The organism is Bacillus sp. ISL-46 (genome assembly GCF_018613205.1).
Window position 1 is genome coordinate 69,786 of record NZ_JAGGQR010000001.1, and the last position, 18,058, is coordinate 87,843.

Annotated in this window: 15 protein-coding genes, 3 pseudogenes and 1 riboswitch; of the genes and pseudogenes, 15 read left to right on the plus strand and 3 right to left on the minus strand. The window is 37.1% G+C overall.

The annotated features are described in order from the left end of the window. Positions 1–723 precede the first annotated feature (723 nt). Entirely contained in the window at positions 724–1,323 is a 600-nt protein-coding gene (locus tag J7E67_RS00295; protein ID WP_214730560.1) for a reverse transcriptase-like protein, read from the minus strand. Positions 1,324–1,567: 244 nt separating this feature from the next. Then, the gene (locus J7E67_RS00300; RefSeq protein WP_214730562.1) at positions 1,568–1,858 is read right to left on the minus strand and encodes a c-type cytochrome; all 291 of its coding nucleotides are present in this window, start codon (positions 1,856–1,858) and stop codon (positions 1,568–1,570) included. Positions 1,859–1,978: 120 nt separating this feature from the next. On the opposite strand from J7E67_RS00300, the pseudogene J7E67_RS00305 reads away from it, so the two are divergent. From J7E67_RS00305 to J7E67_RS00355, 11 genes and pseudogenes are all read left to right on the plus strand, one after another. After that, positions 1,979–2,146: pseudogene (locus tag J7E67_RS00305) on the plus strand (GNAT family N-acetyltransferase); the annotation flags it as partial. A gap of 123 nt (positions 2,147–2,269) precedes the next feature. Then, positions 2,270–3,217: a magnesium/cobalt transporter CorA gene (gene corA, locus J7E67_RS00310; protein WP_214717765.1), complete on the plus strand. Its 948-nt coding sequence runs from the start codon at positions 2,270–2,272 to the stop codon at positions 3,215–3,217. A gap of 65 nt (positions 3,218–3,282) precedes the next feature. Next, positions 3,283–3,394, plus strand: a riboswitch (purine riboswitch). Continuing rightward, positions 3,373–4,032, plus strand: a pseudogene (locus J7E67_RS00315) (5'-methylthioadenosine/S-adenosylhomocysteine nucleosidase); the annotation flags it as partial. Its footprint overlaps the riboswitch before it by 22 nt. A 272-nt stretch (positions 4,033–4,304) precedes the next feature. Beyond that, positions 4,305–5,180: a transketolase gene (locus J7E67_RS00320; RefSeq protein WP_214730564.1), complete on the plus strand. Its 876-nt coding sequence runs from the start codon at positions 4,305–4,307 to the stop codon at positions 5,178–5,180. Next, positions 5,180–6,126: pseudogene (locus tag J7E67_RS00325) on the plus strand (transketolase family protein). The gene J7E67_RS00320 and the pseudogene J7E67_RS00325 overlap by 1 nt, the downstream one beginning before the upstream one ends. Before the next feature lie 33 nt (positions 6,127–6,159). Beyond that, complete coding sequence (locus J7E67_RS00330; RefSeq protein WP_214730566.1) at positions 6,160–6,918, plus strand: SDR family NAD(P)-dependent oxidoreductase; 759 nt, start codon at positions 6,160–6,162, stop codon at positions 6,916–6,918. Between the two features lie 235 nt (positions 6,919–7,153). After that, positions 7,154–7,864 carry a FadR/GntR family transcriptional regulator gene (locus J7E67_RS00335; RefSeq protein WP_308161317.1) on the plus strand — a complete coding sequence of 237 codons (711 nt, stop codon included), beginning with the start codon at positions 7,154–7,156 and terminating at the stop codon, positions 7,862–7,864. A 267-nt stretch (positions 7,865–8,131) separates the two neighbouring features. Further along, positions 8,132–9,160: a zinc-dependent alcohol dehydrogenase gene (locus tag J7E67_RS00340; protein ID WP_251026473.1), complete on the plus strand. Its 1,029-nt coding sequence runs from the start codon at positions 8,132–8,134 to the stop codon at positions 9,158–9,160. A 310-nt stretch (positions 9,161–9,470) separates the two neighbouring features. Beyond that, positions 9,471–10,799 (plus strand): MFS transporter, encoded by a 1,329-nt coding sequence (locus J7E67_RS00345; protein ID WP_214730568.1) that lies wholly within the window; start codon positions 9,471–9,473, stop codon positions 10,797–10,799. A gap of 156 nt (positions 10,800–10,955) precedes the next feature. Further along, on the plus strand, positions 10,956–11,237 hold the full coding sequence (locus J7E67_RS00350) for a 6-phosphofructokinase (protein WP_214730706.1): 282 nt from the start codon (positions 10,956–10,958) through the stop codon (positions 11,235–11,237). Positions 11,238–11,317: 80 nt separating this feature from the next. Next, on the plus strand, positions 11,318–11,461 hold the full coding sequence (locus J7E67_RS00355) for a GapA-binding peptide SR1P (protein ID WP_214717777.1): 144 nt from the start codon (positions 11,318–11,320) through the stop codon (positions 11,459–11,461). A 219-nt stretch (positions 11,462–11,680) separates the two neighbouring features. Here J7E67_RS00355 and J7E67_RS00360 read toward each other — a convergent pair whose 3' ends face one another. Further along, positions 11,681–11,938 (minus strand): aspartyl-phosphate phosphatase Spo0E family protein, encoded by a 258-nt coding sequence (locus J7E67_RS00360; RefSeq protein ID WP_214717785.1) that lies wholly within the window; start codon positions 11,936–11,938, stop codon positions 11,681–11,683. Between the two features lie 365 nt (positions 11,939–12,303). Here J7E67_RS00360 and solA point away from each other — a divergent pair, with 365 nt between their 5' ends. From solA to J7E67_RS00380, 4 genes are all read left to right on the plus strand, one after another. Then, positions 12,304–13,452, plus strand: a complete 1,149-nt coding sequence (gene solA / locus J7E67_RS00365) for an N-methyl-L-tryptophan oxidase (RefSeq protein WP_214730570.1) — start codon at positions 12,304–12,306, stop codon at positions 13,450–13,452. A 231-nt stretch (positions 13,453–13,683) separates the two neighbouring features. Next, entirely contained in the window at positions 13,684–15,063 is a 1,380-nt protein-coding gene (locus tag J7E67_RS00370) for an MFS transporter (protein ID WP_214730571.1), read from the plus strand. Between the two features lie 30 nt (positions 15,064–15,093). Continuing rightward, complete coding sequence (gene hutH, locus J7E67_RS00375) at positions 15,094–16,650, plus strand: histidine ammonia-lyase (RefSeq protein WP_214730573.1); 1,557 nt, start codon at positions 15,094–15,096, stop codon at positions 16,648–16,650. An 80-nt stretch (positions 16,651–16,730) separates the two neighbouring features. Further along, a complete protein-coding gene (locus J7E67_RS00380; protein ID WP_214730575.1) occupies positions 16,731–17,921 on the plus strand; it encodes an AraC family transcriptional regulator in 1,191 nt (396 codons plus the stop codon). The last annotated feature ends 137 nt before the right edge of the window (positions 17,922–18,058 follow it).

Genomic DNA, 18,058 nt, shown 5'->3' on the forward strand with positions numbered 1-18,058 from the left:
GGTTTTCCAGGAATGGGAATGAGCGGTTCACCAGGCATGGGGATGGGCGGTTCACCAGGAATGGGAATGGGTGGTCAACCCGGAATGGGAATGGGCGGTTTTCCCGGAATGGGAATGTAGCTGTTTCTCTAGAAAGGGTATACGGCTAATCTTTAACGAAAACCAAAGAATAATAACACCATTCAAGTATTCCAACGAGTAAAGAAACCAAGGCAATTATAAAGAATGATTCGTATAAGGTAATTATTACATCAATAGACAAGAAGGAAACTGTGATTACATCTAATTGATATGTGGGGGTCTGTCTCCGCTCAGTTAAAGCGGTAAAGTAGAAAAGCTTCTAGTTTGGACTAGAAGCTTTTTGCTGTGTTATATCAATTTTCTGAAAAATTAAGTTCAATTTCAGATCGATAATTTACATATATTGTCTAATGGCACAAAACCAACCGAAAATGGCACAAAAGGTGTTTAAAATGGCACAAAACCAACTGAAAATGGCACAAAACCCACCTAAAAAAACACAAATCAAAATTTCTTGATAAAAAGATCTATTTCAGACTTACATAGAGTCTTAAATACAACCCAAAAACCCCCCAACGGGAGGTTTAAGTTACTTTATTTCAATTTTAATGTTAAATAATTCCAAATAATACAAGTAGAATGGATACTTTCCTCAAAGTTTTTCTCTCACATTGCCCTTTTTAGTTCAACACCCTAATTTTACTATAGATTCAAATGATCAATCGCAGCTTTTTTATATGCTCGGCTTAAGGTATGAGCTTTTTTATAAAGGACATTCTTTTTCCCATTGCTCAGTTCTCCAACAAACTTAACCTCAGTTTTCCCCTTTAACTCATTCCATAATTGATTAAACTCTTTTATATAGGGTTTAACCGAACCTTCATAAGCATTTACATCAATAGCGATTCCTTTAGACCATGCTTCCTGGTCTGTCACGATAATGACTTTGTTAATCTTTTGCTTTTTAATCAGTCTTAATGCATCCAGTAGTGCTAGGAATTCACAAACAATAGATTTAGCTGTTTTGATATTTCTGACATTGGAGATACCAGTTGCTGTATCACGATTTTCAATCAGAACCAAACCTGTCCCCGCATTGTGATTATTAAAATTGTAAGAACCATCAACGATAATAAAGGGAACCTCTTTAGGAATATTTAGACACAACGGCATTAAATACTTTTTCTTTGAACTTCTAGCCGAAGATGTTCCTTTCAGTATGACCACAGGCCCCTTCCGATAATGGTCAAGGATATCCTGAATATGAAAAAAGTCCTTTTCTCCAACTCTTTCAAAAGGCATTCGGTTTTTACACAACCCCACCAATTTCTCTTTTGTGATCCGCAACGTTGCGAGGACGATATCTTCAGTTACGTATTCTTCAAGGGTCCGTCCTTTTTGATCAACAAAGTCACTCTCACCTGCGTTCTATATTTCTTCTGTTCTTTTTTTTGCGATGATATATAAATTATACTATTTTAGTAATATTTATCCAAGTAACGAAAAAAGATTAGGATTCCTCCTAATCTACGCATCGATATAGTATTTATTGCTCCATTAGCCATTTCGTGACAATCTCTGATTTTTCTTTATCTAATAGATTGCCTGGCATTTTCTTCGTACCTTCGTTGATGATTTTCAGGACGTCAGCTTCTGAATACTTACTTTTCATATTTGCCACAGTCGGGCCGACAGCCCCTTGTAATTTTTCGCCATGACAAGCTGCACAACTTTCGTTATAGATCGATTCTCCATCCATGGCTGTACTAGATTTATCGGATGAACAGCCGGGTAAAACTAACAGCGTTAACGCCGAAGCAACCCATAGTCGATTCACGATGTCTCCTCCAAACACAATATAATAGTAGAAATGTTCCTTATATCTATCTTAATTGAGTTTAGAGGTGAAAAATCGGCTCAATTTTGAACAAATGAGAAATGTTTCATGATAAGGTTGTTGCAAGAGGAAGTAAAGAATCAAGGAGTGGAGAATTTCTGGGTTTTTCCGATCAATGAGAGAGTCGAAAAGGTTTACTTGAAATATGGATTCCAAACGATAGCCAAACTAACGACTGGTCATGCATTTTTATCTGGAAAGAGTATTAAGGAAATACAGGGAAGCTAATGGTTCGAAAGTTTCCCTCTGGATATACCAGTGCCTTTGGTCACCACCCGAAATTTATCGAAGAGTGATAAGTTTCTAGTGGTAAAATTGGAAAGGCTAAAATCAATAAAGTGAGGTTTATGAATGATTTTTACCTATGCTATTACACAAGATAATCAGTTGATAATTGATGTAAAGTTGGAGGATCTAAGGTCAGATCGGTTCAAATTTTATTGGGTGGATTTTGAGGAACCAACTAATGTGGAAACAAAGTTGTTAAGTGAATTTTTCCACTTTCATCCCTTGGCGATTGAGGATTGTCTGCATTTTATCCAGCGCCCCAATATGAATTATTATGATGGTGTCCTTTTCTTTGTTTTACATTCATTAAGTAAAACAATAAGGTGCGAGGAGATAGATGTTTTTGTAGGAGAAAACTATGTCGTGTCCTTTCATAAGGAGAAGGATGAGGCAATAGATATGGTTAAGCAAAAATTATTTGCAAGTAAGGAAATGGAAAAGGTTGGACCGTTATTTGTTCTCCATAGCATTATTGATGAATTAGTGGATTGCTATTTTCCAATTTTGCATCAAATTGAGGATAAACTAAATGAATATGAAGAGAAGGAAGCCAGCAGCAAAAAAATCATCGAAGAGGTTTATGAGATTCGCAGAGAACTGATTCGTTTGCGAAAAACGATCATTCCGATGAGAGATTTGTTATATCGGATGATAAACTCTAAGCGGATTCAGGAAACAAAGCAAATTCACCATTATTTTTCCGATATATATGATCACTTGATGAAGTTAACGGATATAGTTGCGTCTAATCAAGACGTTACTTCTGATATGAGGGAGAATTACATGTCCATTCAATCCAATCGCATGAACTCCATTATGATGACACTTACCGTTATAACAACCATTTTTATGCCACTTACATTTATTGTAGGCGTGTACGGAATGAATTTTGATCATATGCCAGAGTTACATTGGCAATACGGCTATTTTATCACTCTAGGAGTTATGGCGATCATTGTAATTGTAATGATTTTTTGGTTTTACAAAAAAGGCTGGTTATTTAAAAAGTAACAAACAACCAATATTAAGTAATTTCAGAAAGAGTAAAATTTTATATTTGCTATATTATCATAGTAATCATCTTAAATATCATTACTCGTATATACTCGGTAATATGGTCTGAGTGTTTCTACCTGGTTCCCTAAGTATTGCCTCCCGGCACCCTCTACAAAGGAAAGCTGGACAATTATCCTGTAATCGTTGCTAAAACAGGTAAGGGAATGGAAAATACAGCAGCCGCTACAGCAGTGGCGATTGAAAAATATAACCCGATCGCTATCACCAACCAGGGTACATTTGGCGGACATGATCCGAAATTACATGTATTTGATATTGTTTTAGGAAAAAGAACGACAAATATCGGTTCCTTAAAAACAGAAAGTAAGAATGAAAACGAGGGAATGGATCTCACTCAATGGATCTCGATGGACTTAATGGCTTCTGAAGGAAGCGGGTCAGATCCTAATGCTGAAAAAATCCGTTACTACGAGGGCGATAAGGATTTACTTGCAGCTGCTAATGCAGTAAAAGATACCTACACTAAGGGTGAAGTTGTCGAGGGTACGATCGGTTCAGCAGACGTTTGGAATAATGAAGTTGATCGAATTAAATGGTTCCATACGAATTACGGTACATCTGTAGAAGAAATGGAAGGTGCCGCAGCAGCACAAATGGCCAAAGCTTATGATGTACCATTCTTGGGTATTCGAGTACTATCAAATAATAAAACAAATGGTGGTAACTACAACCCGGATACAGCAGCAGTCAATCAAGAATATGTTTATGAAGTAGTTAAAAAATACATTTCTACTATTCAAAGCAAATAATATCGTAAAACTTAACAAACACCCTTGTCCAAGTAGATGAGGGTGTTTGCTTTAAGTGGAATTTAGGTTATTTATTTTCCCATCAACCAATTTGAAGAAGAAGACTTATCTATATGATAACTTCTTCTTTTTTTTGCCGATAAAACGTTTCGAGGACATGTGATTATTATAAAAATGTGTATTGACAATTGGTTAAATAGAGGCATACTAAAACCATAAGGTACCTTAGTAGACAAGTAGACAATATAGATATACTGTGATGCTTTTAGTTAATGTCTAAAAAAAGTAAGTCAAAATTTAATGAGGTGGCTGGTATGAAAGATTGTAGTGTTGAAGAATTAAAGCAAAAAGCGATTGAGCTTAGAAAAACGGCTATTACGATGATTCATGAAGCAAAATCTGGGCATCCAGGTGGTTCCCTATCAGCAGCTGATGTAGTAGCGGCACTTTATTTTAGGGAAATGAACATTGATCCGACTAATCCCCAATGGGAAGACCGTGACCGGTTTGTTTTATCAAAAGGGCATGTTTGTCCTATTCAATATTCAGCATTAGCTTTACGAGGGTATGTTCCGTATGAAACCATTTACACGTTAAGACAGTATGGCTCTCCATTTCAAGGTCATCCCGATATGAAAAAGTGCCCTGGCATTGATATTTCTACTGGGTCTCTAGGACAGGGACTTTCTTGTGCAGTTGGAATGGCACTAGGGGGAAAAAGAGATTCTAAGGATTATAGAGTTTTCGCTATTGTAGGAGATGGAGAGTGTCAAGAAGGACAAATATGGGAAGCGGCACAAAGTGCGGTTAAGTATCAATTAGATAATTTAGTTGTATTTGTTGATGATAATGGATTGCAAATTGATGGTACAACGGATGAAATTATGCCCAATCAAGATTTAGAAAAAAAGTTTCAAGCCTTTGGTTTTGAAACAAGAAGAATTGATGGACATTCAATGGAAGAGATCGTTCATACATTAGATGATATAAGAGAAGCGAAAAATGGAAAGCCGAAATGCATCGTATGCGACACGATAAAAGGTAAGGGCGTATCCTTTATGGAAGATGTTTGTGGTTGGCATGGTGTTGCTCCAAATGATGCTGAGTATCTTCATGCAATAGAAGAAATTGCTGGGGGGTTAAAATAATGAGTGTTATCGAAAAAGATGTTTTCCAGAAAAAAGCTACCAGAGAAGCCTTCGGTGATGGAATTGTAAAATTAGGAAAAAAGAATAAAAATATTTATGTTGTTGATTTTGATATTGGCAAGTCATGTAAGACGACAGAATTCGCAAAGCAATTACCTAATCAACATGTTAATGTTGGGATTGCTGAGCAAAATGGTGCTGGATTAGCTGCAGGATTAGCGACAACTGGCAAAATTCCTTTTGTAAGCACTTATGCAGTATTTGGTTCATTAAGAATGGCTGAGCAGATTCGACAAGAAATTTGTTACCCCAACTTAAATGTAAAAATTGCTTGTTCTCATGGGGGACTTACGCCAGCTAATGATGGTGCAAGTCATCAAAGTATAGAGGCATGGGAGTGCTAAGAACGATTCCTAATATGACAGTCATTATGGGTGCTGACTATTATTCTACTAGAAAATTAGTCGAACAAGCAGCCAAAATGTATGGACCAGTCTACCTTCGTTTTACGAGAGATACGGTTCCAATTCTATATGATGAAAATGAAGAATTTACCATTGGGAAAGCAAAAAAGATCAAGGACGGGAAAGATATCGCGATTATTGCGAATGGGGATACCGTGTGTCTCGGATTAGAAGCAGTAAAGCAATTAGAAAAAGAAGGGATTTCTGTCAAGCTATTAGATATGCATACGATTAAACCTCTTGATCGAGAAGCAGTCGTTGAATGTCTAAATATCGGCAAGATCATTACGGTAGAAGATCATAATATTTTAAATGGTCTTGGAAGTGCCGTATGTGAAGTAGTGGCAGAAGAAGGAAAGGGTATTGTGAGAAGAATCGGGGTACAAGATCAGTTCGGACAATCGGCCCCATATGAAAAATTGTTAGAGCTTAATGGAATTACGATAGAAGATATTGTAAGAACAGCAAAGGAAATACTTTAGTAAGGAATAATAAATCACGAAGAGGGAGAAACAATGTTTGAATTAAATAATAGAGTAGCAATCGTTACTGGCAGTGGTTCTAAAAAGGGGATAGGACGTACGATCGCTTTAACCCTTGCAAAACAGGGAGCATCCGTTGTTGTTGCTGATATAAATATGGACGGAATTCAGGATACAGTTCATGCGATTACAGAAGCTGGCGGAAAAGCGTTAGGGGTAGAATTGAATGTGACCAGCAAAGAATCGAATGATGCCATGGTGGAGAAGGTTCTTCAAACATTTGGCCGAATCGATATCCTTGTCAATAACGCAGGGATTTCACAAAAAGTAACCGTTCAAGATATGACACTTGAGGACATATCAAGAGTATTTAATGTTAACATGTTTGGATTATTCTTATGCACTCAATCCGTACTAGAAACGATGAAAAAACAAAAGTATGGTAGAATCATTAGTCTTTCTTCCGTTTCAGCGAAACGAGGGGGAGGAGTATTTGGAGGGCCGCACTATTCCGCTTCAAAGGCAGCCGTATTAGGATTCTCCAAGAACCTTGCCCACGAGGTTGCACTGGATGGTATTACAGTAAACTGTGTAGCACCAGGACTTGTTAATACGGACATATGGAAATCGCTTCCTGAAGATCAGGCAAAGGAAGTTGTAGCAGGAATCCCTATGGGAAGACCTGGTGAAACGAAGGAAATTGCAGCAACCATCGCATTCTTAGTTTCAGAAGAAGCATCCTATATTACTGGTGAAGAAGTAGATATAAACGGTGGTTCGCACATGGATTAGTCTACATAGTTATCCTTTACAGGCATTCCAAACTGGTATGCCTGTATTAGCGTTATATGGAAATAAGGAAATTTCAATGGAAAAAAATGAGTCTGTTCGGCTTTTGTTAAAAGCTTTTCCGTCAGCCCGTGCTGTTTCCATCATAAGAATTAAGCTTGTTGCCCTTTCAAATAGATATATATATAATTATTTATATCTAATTACCTAAAATATAATGAACAATATATAGAGAGAAGTGGTTATTATTAATTTTAATCCAGTATCTAGCAAAAAATTATATATGCAAATTTATAATCAAATTCTTTCAGAAATCCAATCGGGTTCATTTAAAATAGGTGATAAACTGCCAGCTGAAAGAGAGCTATGCGAACAGTTTGGTGTAAGCCGTGCCCCTATTAGACAGGCCCTTAGTGCATTGGAATTGAATGGTGTTATTTATTCCCGTCAAGGCGAAGGTGCTTTTGTTAAAAGTAATCATACTGCAGCTGAAAATTCTCAATCCGCCATCTTTTTTGAATCAATCACTCCAGAGGACATTGTTGAAGCAAGGATGAATATCGAGCCTTTGATTGTAAGATATGCAGCGCAAAGGGCTACTGATGATGACATAGAGGAGCTTCGTTCGACCATCAAACAGATGGAGGACGAAACCAAGGCTGGCGTATATGTACCAGAAACAGATGAGAAATTACATAATGGTATTGCAAAGGCCTCACATAATGATTTATTTATTAACATCATGGCGGCTATTAGTAATGCTATGAAACAACAAGAAATGTGGAAATTTATTCGAGATCGAACCGTAACTCGCCCAGACTATCGAGACGTTAATTTTAAAGAGCATCAATTAATTATTAAAGCGATTGAGAATCATAACGAAAAAGAAGCAGTAGAAATTATGACTAAACATATGCAAAACTTATATGATCGATATTGGAAAGATTAAACAAGAAAATTCCGTGCCGATAATAGTTTGATGGCATTAAACAGTATGTAAATAGAAACTTACACTTTAAATCCCCTACCTAAAAAAATGGTGGGGGATTTTTATTTTTCTTTGGAATTGGATTCATTTCAATAATCTTATTGACAAACAATTCAAGTAAAAGTATATTACTAATATAAGGTACATTAGTAGACAAGTGAACAAGATGACAAGAGACAGACAGGCAGGGTGAGTGTAAAGAATTTCATCGGTTAAGAAAGGGGGAAGATGATGAGAGCAGCAGTCATTGATAAACCATTCTCAGTAGAATTACAAGAGGTTGGCATCCCAGATATCAAGCAAGCGAATGAAGTCAAGATTCAAGTCAAGGTAACTGGAATATGCGGTTCGGAAATTCATGCTTACCACGGAACCCATCCTTTTCGAATTCCACCAGTCATCTCAGGACATGAGCTTGCTGGTATGGTAATCGAAATAGGTTCAGAAGTAAAAAGTGTCTCGGTGGGCAATCGCGTCACTGTTGAGCCCCATTATGGCTGTGGAGTTTGCAGACACTGTCAAGCCGGAAATTATCATATTTGTAAAGAAAAGAAGGTTTTAGGTACACAGGAATGGATCGGTTCCTTTGGCGAATTTATTGTAGTTCCTGAAAACACAATCGTAAAGTTGCCTGATAATGTATCCTTTGAACAGGGAGCCCTGATTGAGCCGCTTGCTGTTGGTGTCCATGCTGTCAGAAAGGCTAGAGTAGGTCTGGGCGATAAAGTGGCGATCCTTGGAGCAGGTCCAATTGGTTTGGGACTATTGCTAGCAGCAAAAAACTCAGGTGCAACCAAGATCTTTATAACAGATGCTGTTGATTTTAATTTAGATATTGCCAAAAAATTAGGAGCCACGTCTCCAATCCATACGATTCATGAGGATGCAGTTCAAAGAATTTTGGACGAGACCAATGGTGATGGTGTAGATACAGTATTCATTGCGGTTGGAATCCAATCCGTGCTAAATGATTCTTTCAAAATGGTTAGAAGGGGCGGAAAGATTTCTGAAGTTGCTCTTTTTGGAAAGAAACCAGAAATTGATATTTCCTACATTCAAAATAAGGAAATCCAATTAATTGGTTCCAATATGTATGTGAGAAATGATTTCGAGATTGCAGCAGAGGCAATAGCAGCCAATATGTTTGATACGTCTTTGCTCATTTCAAAGGTTGTACCCATTGAAGATATCAAGAATGCCATGAAAATTGTTGATGAAAAATTGGAAAATGTGGTAAAAGTATTGCTGAAATTCTAATATATCCCACACTATATTGCTTTACATACATCAGGTCTTTACTTTATCGTATAGTAAGATAATTATTATGGGAAAACATTTGAGGAATCGATTGGACATACTCCATCTTTTGTTTCGCTAAACCGAGTGGAATAAAAAGTATTTTTTGAAAGCGTTTTATGTAAGGGGTTGCTATATTTTTAATTATCAAAATTTTTAAACCTTTTCAGGGAGATTCGTAGCTTCATTGTCAAAAGGAATTTGATAGACCATCAAACTCTAAATGAAAGCTTGTAAAAAGGAAGGCATGAACACATAAGGGGGAATTATTTTGGATCTACTACAATTAGAGCGTTCAACTACTAAAAAGGTTACGTTAAGATTAATCCCATTTCTATTTCTATGTTTTACAATATCAATACTTGATAGGGTAAATATTGGATTCGCTGCACTGCAAATGAACGAAGACTTAGGTTTTTCAAATGCGGTTTTTGGATTTGGAGCAGGGATCTTTTTCCTTGGTTATTTCCTTTTAGAAGTACCGGGAAGCGCGATGATGACGAAAGTTGGAGCAAGAAAATGGATTAGTAGAATCATGGTTACATGGGCTATAATTGCCGTTTTAATGGCTTTCGTACAAACTCCCATGCAATTTTATACAGCACGATTTCTATTAGGGGTTGCTGAAGCTAGTTTTTATCCATGTATGGTCTTTTACTTAAGTGGTTTTTATCAAACAAAGCATCATGCTAAAGCGATTGCAGGATTCATGCTGGCGATACCAGGTGCGAATGCCTTAGGTGCTCCACTCTCTACTTTCTTACTAGGTGTCGACTGGTTAGGTTTAGCTGGATGGCAATGGCTGTTTGTCTTGGAAGCGATTCCAGCGGTCATCTTAGGTGTTGTATGTTTTTACTATCTTGATGATAAAATTGAAGGTGTAAAATGGTTGAACAAAGACGAGAAACAATGGTTAATTGACGTTACAACAAAAGAGAAACTGGAAAAACAGCAAGTAAAACACTACACTTTCTCGCAGGCTTTAAAGGATCGTGATGTTCTTATCTTATCGGTAGGGTATTTTTGCTGGATGATTGGTTATTACGGAATTGTCATGTTTTTACCAACCATTTCTCAAGGATTAACGGAGACAACATCACTAAGTACCCAATCTATGGGTTGGGTTTTAGGGCTTATGTATGTTTGTGCCATGGTGACGATGATTCTAGTTGGTAACCATTCCGACAAGAAGAACGAGAGACGTTGGCATGTTGCGGCATGTTTAACAACAAGTGCCGTTGCAATGGTTATTAGCAGCTTAGTTGCAAATACCAGTATTGTTTTATCCTTTGTTTTCCTAACAATCGCCTTATGTGGAGCATTTGGTGCCTACTCTCCATTCTGGTCCATTCCGCCATCTTTCTTAACGGAGGCCGCTGCAGCAGGGGCAATTGCACTCATCAACAGTGTAGGAAATCTTGGTGGATTCTTTGGACCATACATTGTGGGATATATAAAGGATACAACAGGGTCCTTTAATACAGCGATGATTTTCTTAGGTGTCAGCATGATTATTAGCTCCTGTATTGTTGTTTTCTTGGTGAAACAGTCAGGAAGGGCTCTAAATAAGAATGACCTAAGTCTAAAAAAATCTAGTTAAAACAAAAATTTCATCATTCCATGATTCTACCTTAAATAAAATTCCGGCGGTTACGTTAATCTGGCTGCTGGAATTTCCTTCTAACCTATTAAAATTCTTATTGTGTAAGAGGTGTATTAATAATGAAAAAACTAGGGGTCTTAACAAGTGGTGGAGATGCCCCAGGAATTACAACGCTACATTGAAGAGAAGTTAAACATTAGTGTAAGAACTACTGTATTGGGTTTCATACAAAGAGGCGGAAACCCATCAGCATTTGATCGGGTATTAGCAACCAAAATGGGAGTTACGGCCGTAGAACTGTTGGTGAATGGACACTCCGGTCATACAGTAGGAATGAAAGAAAATAAAATCATCCATAGAGAACTTGAACATGTCCATGCCGAACGGGCTGATAAGCAGGATAAATATAGATTACTAGAAACGCTGTTGCACTAGGAAATAGCCATTAAATCAGGATTATTTAAATGGTTACCAAAAATGTTTTTATCAAACAAAAGTTAAGGGGGCAAACAATTATGGTTGAGCAATTAATAGTAAAACAAGGTACCATCATATGTCAGGTATGTGGAGAAGTGATTGACATAGTTGATAACCCAGAAGGCGTTAAAACATGGTATGGAATGTGTACGGATTGTTCTGAAGGGAAGAAAGAAGATTGATTTTGATCTAGGAACTTTTAGGTTTTATATATAGCTAAAGACGAGAGCAAGCTGCTCTTTGTCTTTTTTTATTGGGAGGGCACTTAAAAGCCCTTGATTAAAAAAAGACAAAAAAGAGAGAGAATGCCATGGGTGCATTCTCTCTAAATTATTAACGAATTCAAACACATTTAGAAACGGTTCTCAAAGGACTTAAGTTGAGGTATACGACTATTGCAATTAAATAAAAAAAGATCCGTAAGGAATAGATAAAATCCTATGTACGTGTGTTGTAAATATTGTGAAAAGGTCAAAATAAGGATTTAGGGGTTTAGAATGTTTATCGTCTAATAATAACCTATTATATTCGTTAAGCAGTTTGTCTAGTTCTTGGCTGCAATAGATGGTTTCTTCATTTTGAAGTCCTTTTGTCATTCCTAATTTAATCATTTCCTTTTTTTTCTCTTTAATAGCAGCTTCACATTGTTCTAGTCTCATTGCCGATTACTCCTTATAAAATTTCAGTAAACGTAGATTCTAGTAGAGTTGAATGAATTATAGCATTTATTAACTGATATGGATTAGATTCGATAAAAGAAGATAAAAGAAGATAAAAGGAGACAAAAATAGACGAGGCTTGTAGATTTTCGACAACATGGCCTGTTGAATTCACTCATTTTGTAGTCCCTTAAAGAGTTGAAGGACTTTAAGACTAAAATTTGCAGGAGTGTTCCAACAACTAATAGGTAGATAGTAAGCTCTTCTGGAGATTAATAAGACCGAGTTTCTTCTATTAAGAAAGAGATTTCTGATATTATTATTTTATACTTAAAAAAGTGTATGGAAGGATACGTGATAGTTTGATGGACCACTATGATGTGATTATTGTAGGCGCAGGGTCTATGGGCATGGCTGCAGGGTATTATTTATCAAAGCTTGGAAAAAGAACCTTATTAATTGATTCTAATGATCCCCCCCATAGCTTGGGCAGCCATCATGGGGATACTAGAATCATTCGCCATGCCTATGGAGAAGGAAGGAAATATGTTCCGCTTGCACTCCGAGCTCAAGCATTATGGCGAGAATTAGAACAAGAATCAGGAATGGATTTGTTTTCTCCTACAGGAGTATTGTGTGTCGGTGCAGAGGGCTCTTTATTTATCGAGGAAGTTGTCAAAAGTGCAAAAGAATTTTCTTTACCTCTTGAAATACTATCATGTGATGAGATAAATGTTCGGTGGCCAGGCTTCAAGATACCAGAAGGATCCGTAGGATGTTTAGAAAAAAATTCAGGAGTGTTATTTAGTGAAGAATGCATTCGAGCCTATCGCCGACTTGGCTTAGCGAATGGGATGACATTGGTGCCATTTACAAAAGTGGAGAAAATAGATAAGTTTGGTGAAGGTGCCATTGTACAAACAACTAGCGAACAATATGTTGCTGATTATGTGGTGGTCTGTTCAGGAGCTTGGACAGGAAAAATCCTCGAGGGAACAGGATTAGACATTCCTCTTCAGCCGACACGTAAGACTGTCTCATGGTTTGAATGTGATAATCTTCTTTATGATGCCAGTCATTTTCCGGCTTTCACGATCGATTTATTAAATGAACACTATTATGGCTTTCCAAATATCAATGGAAGTGGGGTAAAAATCGGAAGACATGATGGAGGCGAAAAGGTAGATCCGGATTGTTTCAATCGGGAATACGGTGTGAATTCAACTGATGAGTACGAGGCTCGAAACTTTATTAAGAAGTATCTGCCAAAAGCCAATGGTCCTCTGATTAAAGGTAAAACCTGTCTTTATACACTTACACCGGATGAGCATTTTATTATTGACCGTCACCCTATATTTTCAAATGTCATTATCGCAGCTGGTTTTTCAGGACATGGCTTTAAATTTGCCAGCATTGTAGGAAAAATCATTTGTGATCTAGTTACGGAAGGTAAAACAAATGATGATATCTCCATGTTTTCACTTCATCGATTTTCAAATGAATTTAATAATTAATAAGGGGGGAACCTTAAATGCGGTTTCCCTCCTTTTTTATGAACACGTAATCAATTTACAATAGCAACATTGTGCTAAAAGTTCGAATGATTATCTAGAGCCTTCTTTATTTCAAAACATTATAATTTAGTTAGTTAAAGTGTAAACGCTTAAAAATGGTGAAAGGAAGAGAAGTTATTTTTTTGGAAAAATTTATCTGAAAAATCAAAAAATATTGAAAGGGAGTTTTATATGACCAATCAAAAATATTTAATGGATGATGCCCCGCTTAATAAATTTCATCTTCGTATTACTGCACTTACTTTCGGTTCTAATTTTTCAGATGGTTTTGCTTTAGGGATTATTGGAATGGCGCTTTCATTATTAGGACCAGAAATGAAATTAGGACCTATATGGGAAGGATTAATCGGAAGCTCGGCTTTAATTGGTCTCTTTTTTGGGAGCCTATTTCTAGGTGGATTATCTGATCGCATTGGCAGACAAAAAATCTACTTAGCTAACTTTCTGATTATTACGATTGCCTCTGCTTTACAGTTTTTTGTCAATGACCCATGGACGTTATTCATTTTACGCTTATTGATCGGGATTGCATTAGGAGGAGACTACGCTGTTGGATCGACTTTACTAGCTGAGTTTGCCCCTAGAAAGTATAGAGGATTATTGCTTTCTTCTTTAAATGTACTTTGGACAGTTGGTTATGTCGTTTCAAATATTGTAGGTTTTTATTTACAAAAATCAGGCCCGGATTCTTGGCGATGGATGCTTATGAGTGCTGCCATTCCCGCTTTCCTTTTATTAATTTTACGAATTGGAACTCCTGAATCGCCACTCTGGTTAATTAAAATGGGACGTGTGGAAGAGGCTCGTGCCATCGTAAGAAAATATATTGGACCTAATGCCATCATGGATGAAACAATTAAAGAAAATTCCAAAACAGCTTTCCGTATGGTTGATCTTTTCAGTAAACATCTTTGGAAACGGACAACCTTTGGATCTTTATTTTATTTATGTCAGGTTGTTCCGTATTTCGCCATCTATACTTTTCTACCTACGATATTAAGTAAAATGGGATTTGAAGAAACGTTTAGTATTGATATGCAACTGAACATTTTCCTGCTAGTTGGATCCATCGTTGGTGTTTGGTGTACGGAAAAGCTTACGCGAAGAAACTTCACGATTTCTACCTTTATCATTCTTACCATTTCTTTATTTTTGTTAAGTGTATTGCCTAAGGATTCGCAAACGTTGGCGATCATTATCTTTGCTACATTTACTTTTGTTATGTCTGCGGCATCAAACCTTACATTAGTTTATCCTGCAGAACTTTTCCCTACAGAAATTCGTGGCACAGGTGTCGGCGTAACTACGGCTGTCAGCCGAATTGGTTCTGCTATTGGAACCTTTCTGTTACCAGTTAGTGTTAGTTCATGGGGGATGGGACCATCGATGATTGCGATGAGTGTTATACTATTGATTGGAACAATTGTCTCGATCGCATGGGCACCAGAAACAAAGTATCTATCGATAAGTGATGTTAATAAACCAGAACTTGAAACGGGGAACTCTCCAATCATTGATTCTTCGCTTTCAAGCAAAAGAAATTTATCATAAGCTTTATTTTTGAATAATGAGGTGTTTTAAATGACCAAGAATGAATACTTACAGCCAAGAGATATTAAAGAGGTTATTCTTGGAGATCATGAGCTTTCGCTTCATGAGGTGATCGCTGTTGCTAGATATTCTGCAAAAGTTTCCTTTACGGATACGTATTGTAACAGGGTAAAAACATCACGTGGATTAATCGAAAAGTTTTTACAAGAAGAGCGTGCGATTTATGGAGTGACAACCGGATTTGGCAGTAATGTAACAGAAGTGATTTCGAAGAACGATGCTGAAATACTACAACGAAATATTGTACGATCACATGCTGTCTCGGTAGGTGAGCCACTGGAAAAAGAAGTGGTTAGAGCGATTCAGCTAATGATCCTAAACCATTTAGGGCATGGATTTTCAGGAGTCAGTTTAGAGGTTTTAGAACTTATGGCCGGATTATTAAATCATGACATATTACCGGTTGTACCCGGTGATGGTTCAGTGGCCTACCTTGCTCCTGAAGCACATATTGCTTTAGTATTAATGGGTGAAGGAAAAGCTTGGTATAACGGTGAACTCCTTTCAGGTTGTGATGCATTAGAGAAAGCAGGACTAAAACCGGTTATTTTAGGTTGTAAAGAAGGACTAGCACTAATAAGTGGTACGACTTCGGTTACAGCAATCGCCACGCTCGCCTTATACAATGCGATTCAAGCTGTGAAGACAGCAGATATTTCGGGGGCCATGTCGTTTGAGTCATTAAAAGGTACGATAAAAGCTTTTGATCCTCGACTCCATTCCGTAAAAAAACACGAGGAACAGGGGAAAACAGCCCGAAATTTAGTGACAATTCTGAGTGGAAGTGAAATTGTCGAAAGTTACAAAGATCATCGATTACAAGATGCTCTAAGTTTACGCTGTATTCCACAAGTCCATGGTGCAGTAAAGAAGGTATTAAAAAATACGCTAGAAAACCTGATGAATGAAATGCAGTCCACAAGTGATAACCCAATCATCTGGCCTGAAGGGGAAGATGGGCTTGCCCTAATGGGAGGAAACTTCGATGGCTCATTCGTAGGAATGGATGCAGATACCATGTGTATCGCGATGGCTAACTTAGCCAAGATAACGGAACGCAGGATTGATCGATTAGTGAATTATCATGTAAGTGAACTACCGAACTTTTTAGTGGCCAATCCCGGTTTGAATAATGGCTATATGATTCCACAGTATACGGCTGCAGGCTTATTAAATGAAATCAGAGTTCTTTCTCATCCCGCTACAATTGATAATGTGTCCACTTGTGCGAATCAAGAAGATGTGGTGAGTTTTGCCTATTTTGCAGCTAAAAAGGCCTATCAAATATCAAAGAAACTTCAATATATTTTAGCGATTGAGCTGATGCTTGCCACGCAGGCTTTAGATTTCTATGAAACATTGAATCCATCAATCGTCACTGGAAAAGTTCATCAGTTTATTCGAGAGAAAATTCCAACTGTTCAAGAGGACAGATTTTTCCATCCTGATATTGAAATCATTTTCCACTATATTCAAGAAGGAGAAATCGTGACACTAGTCGAAGAGTTAATTGGAGAAATAGAATAGTAATTGTTTAAGGAGGAAGCCACAGGAAGCTTCTTCTTTTTCTTTAACTTAGAAAGACAGGATGAACGAGGGGAATGATTATGAAGCAAGATCCAATCAGAGCTGCTTTTTCGCATCTTCTACTCTCTGGAACACTTGTTCACGAAGGGACATTTGCAGAGTTACAACAAAAATTCGGGATTTCTATTCATCCACATTTAGTTATGATTATTTCAATCGATCGTTATCCAGATATAGCAAGCGCAAGCGGGAATTCTTTGGAGTGGAGAAAAAAAGTTGGCCAGCAGCTAGTGGAAAAAATTGAGGAAACCGTACGTATTCCTTTTCTTTGGAATTGGATTGAAGAGGGAGTTCTAGCTCTTCTTTTAGAATTAGAGGAACAGGATTCAGTAAATGAGTTTAATAGAAAAATGGTTCATATGGCAAAAGAAATCCAACTTGCTACTAATTCTATTGACCTGTCAGTATCCATAGGGATTGGTAGATATTATCAGGATCCATATGCGCTTTACCAATCGTTTTTAGAAGCAAGGAAATCCATGACAGGCCGCTTTTTTCAAGGTAATCAATTAATCTTTCATTGTGAAATGAAACGAAATAACGAGGAGCCAATAATCAATCCGTTTAATGAAGAAAAGGCAGAGCTGCTGTCACTTGTTAAAATTGGGGATGTAGAAGGGACCATTCAAAATTTGAAATGCCTCCTGGAAAAATTAGCTGTGGCTAGTCATTTTAATGAGGATATTTTCAAAACAGAAGTAGTGTCCATCGTCTTATTATTGTCTAAACGGGTGATAGATTCAGGTGCAAATGCAATAACCATCCATTCAAATAATACTAATTTTATTCAAAACTTGTATCATATTATTCGTTACGATAAATTTGTCAATCAGGTTTGTGAATATGCGGTTTGGCTTACCGAGCAATCAGTAAACACGAATTTAAATGAAGTAAGTCCTGTAATTCAACAAGCTATCGGTTATATTAAAGAACACCATCAGAAGAGTATTTCGCTGATTGAAATAGCACAATATTGCTGCTTAAGCCGGCATCATTTTAGTCATTTGTTTAAAAAAGAAGTAGGGATTAGTTTGATTGATTATTTAAATCGAATGAGAATTGACATGTCTTTGTCGTATTTAGAAATGACTGATTTACCAATAAGTGAGATTGCTGCCAAAATAGGTTTCCATGATGCCAATTATTTTAGCCGCATGTTTAAAAAGTATATGCAGTTTAGTCCTTCAGATTATCGATTAGCAAGAAATTGAATGGTACTATTATTTTTATCGCCAAACAGTATAAAGGCAGAACAGCTTCTCAAAAGCGGTTCTGCCTTTTCTATTTTATATCAAATCGAGGTATAAATTTGAAGTACAGTTACTTGAAAATACTTTTTTAATGGAGC

Coding starts and splice junctions, on each gene's coding strand:
- J7E67_RS00355 (WP_214717777.1), top strand. CDS start 11,318: ATGGTTGAGCAATTAATAGTAAAACAAGGTACCATCATATGTCAGGTA.
- J7E67_RS00295 (WP_214730560.1), bottom strand. CDS start 1,323: ATGCCTTTTGAAAGAGTTGGAGAAAAGGACTTTTTTCATATTCAGGAT.
- J7E67_RS00320 (WP_214730564.1), top strand. CDS start 4,305: ATGTCTAAAAAAAGTAAGTCAAAATTTAATGAGGTGGCTGGTATGAAA.
- J7E67_RS00340 (WP_251026473.1), top strand. CDS start 8,132: ATGATGAGAGCAGCAGTCATTGATAAACCATTCTCAGTAGAATTACAA.
- J7E67_RS00360 (WP_214717785.1), bottom strand. CDS start 11,938: ATGAGACTAGAACAATGTGAAGCTGCTATTAAAGAGAAAAAAAAGGAA.
- solA (WP_214730570.1), top strand. CDS start 12,304: ATGGACCACTATGATGTGATTATTGTAGGCGCAGGGTCTATGGGCATG.
- J7E67_RS00370 (WP_214730571.1), top strand. CDS start 13,684: ATGACCAATCAAAAATATTTAATGGATGATGCCCCGCTTAATAAATTT.
- hutH (WP_214730573.1), top strand. CDS start 15,094: ATGACCAAGAATGAATACTTACAGCCAAGAGATATTAAAGAGGTTATT.
- J7E67_RS00350 (WP_214730706.1), top strand. CDS start 10,956: ATGCCCCAGGAATTACAACGCTACATTGAAGAGAAGTTAAACATTAGT.
- corA (WP_214717765.1), top strand. CDS start 2,270: ATGATTTTTACCTATGCTATTACACAAGATAATCAGTTGATAATTGAT.
- J7E67_RS00380 (WP_214730575.1), top strand. CDS start 16,731: ATGAAGCAAGATCCAATCAGAGCTGCTTTTTCGCATCTTCTACTCTCT.
- J7E67_RS00330 (WP_214730566.1), top strand. CDS start 6,160: ATGTTTGAATTAAATAATAGAGTAGCAATCGTTACTGGCAGTGGTTCT.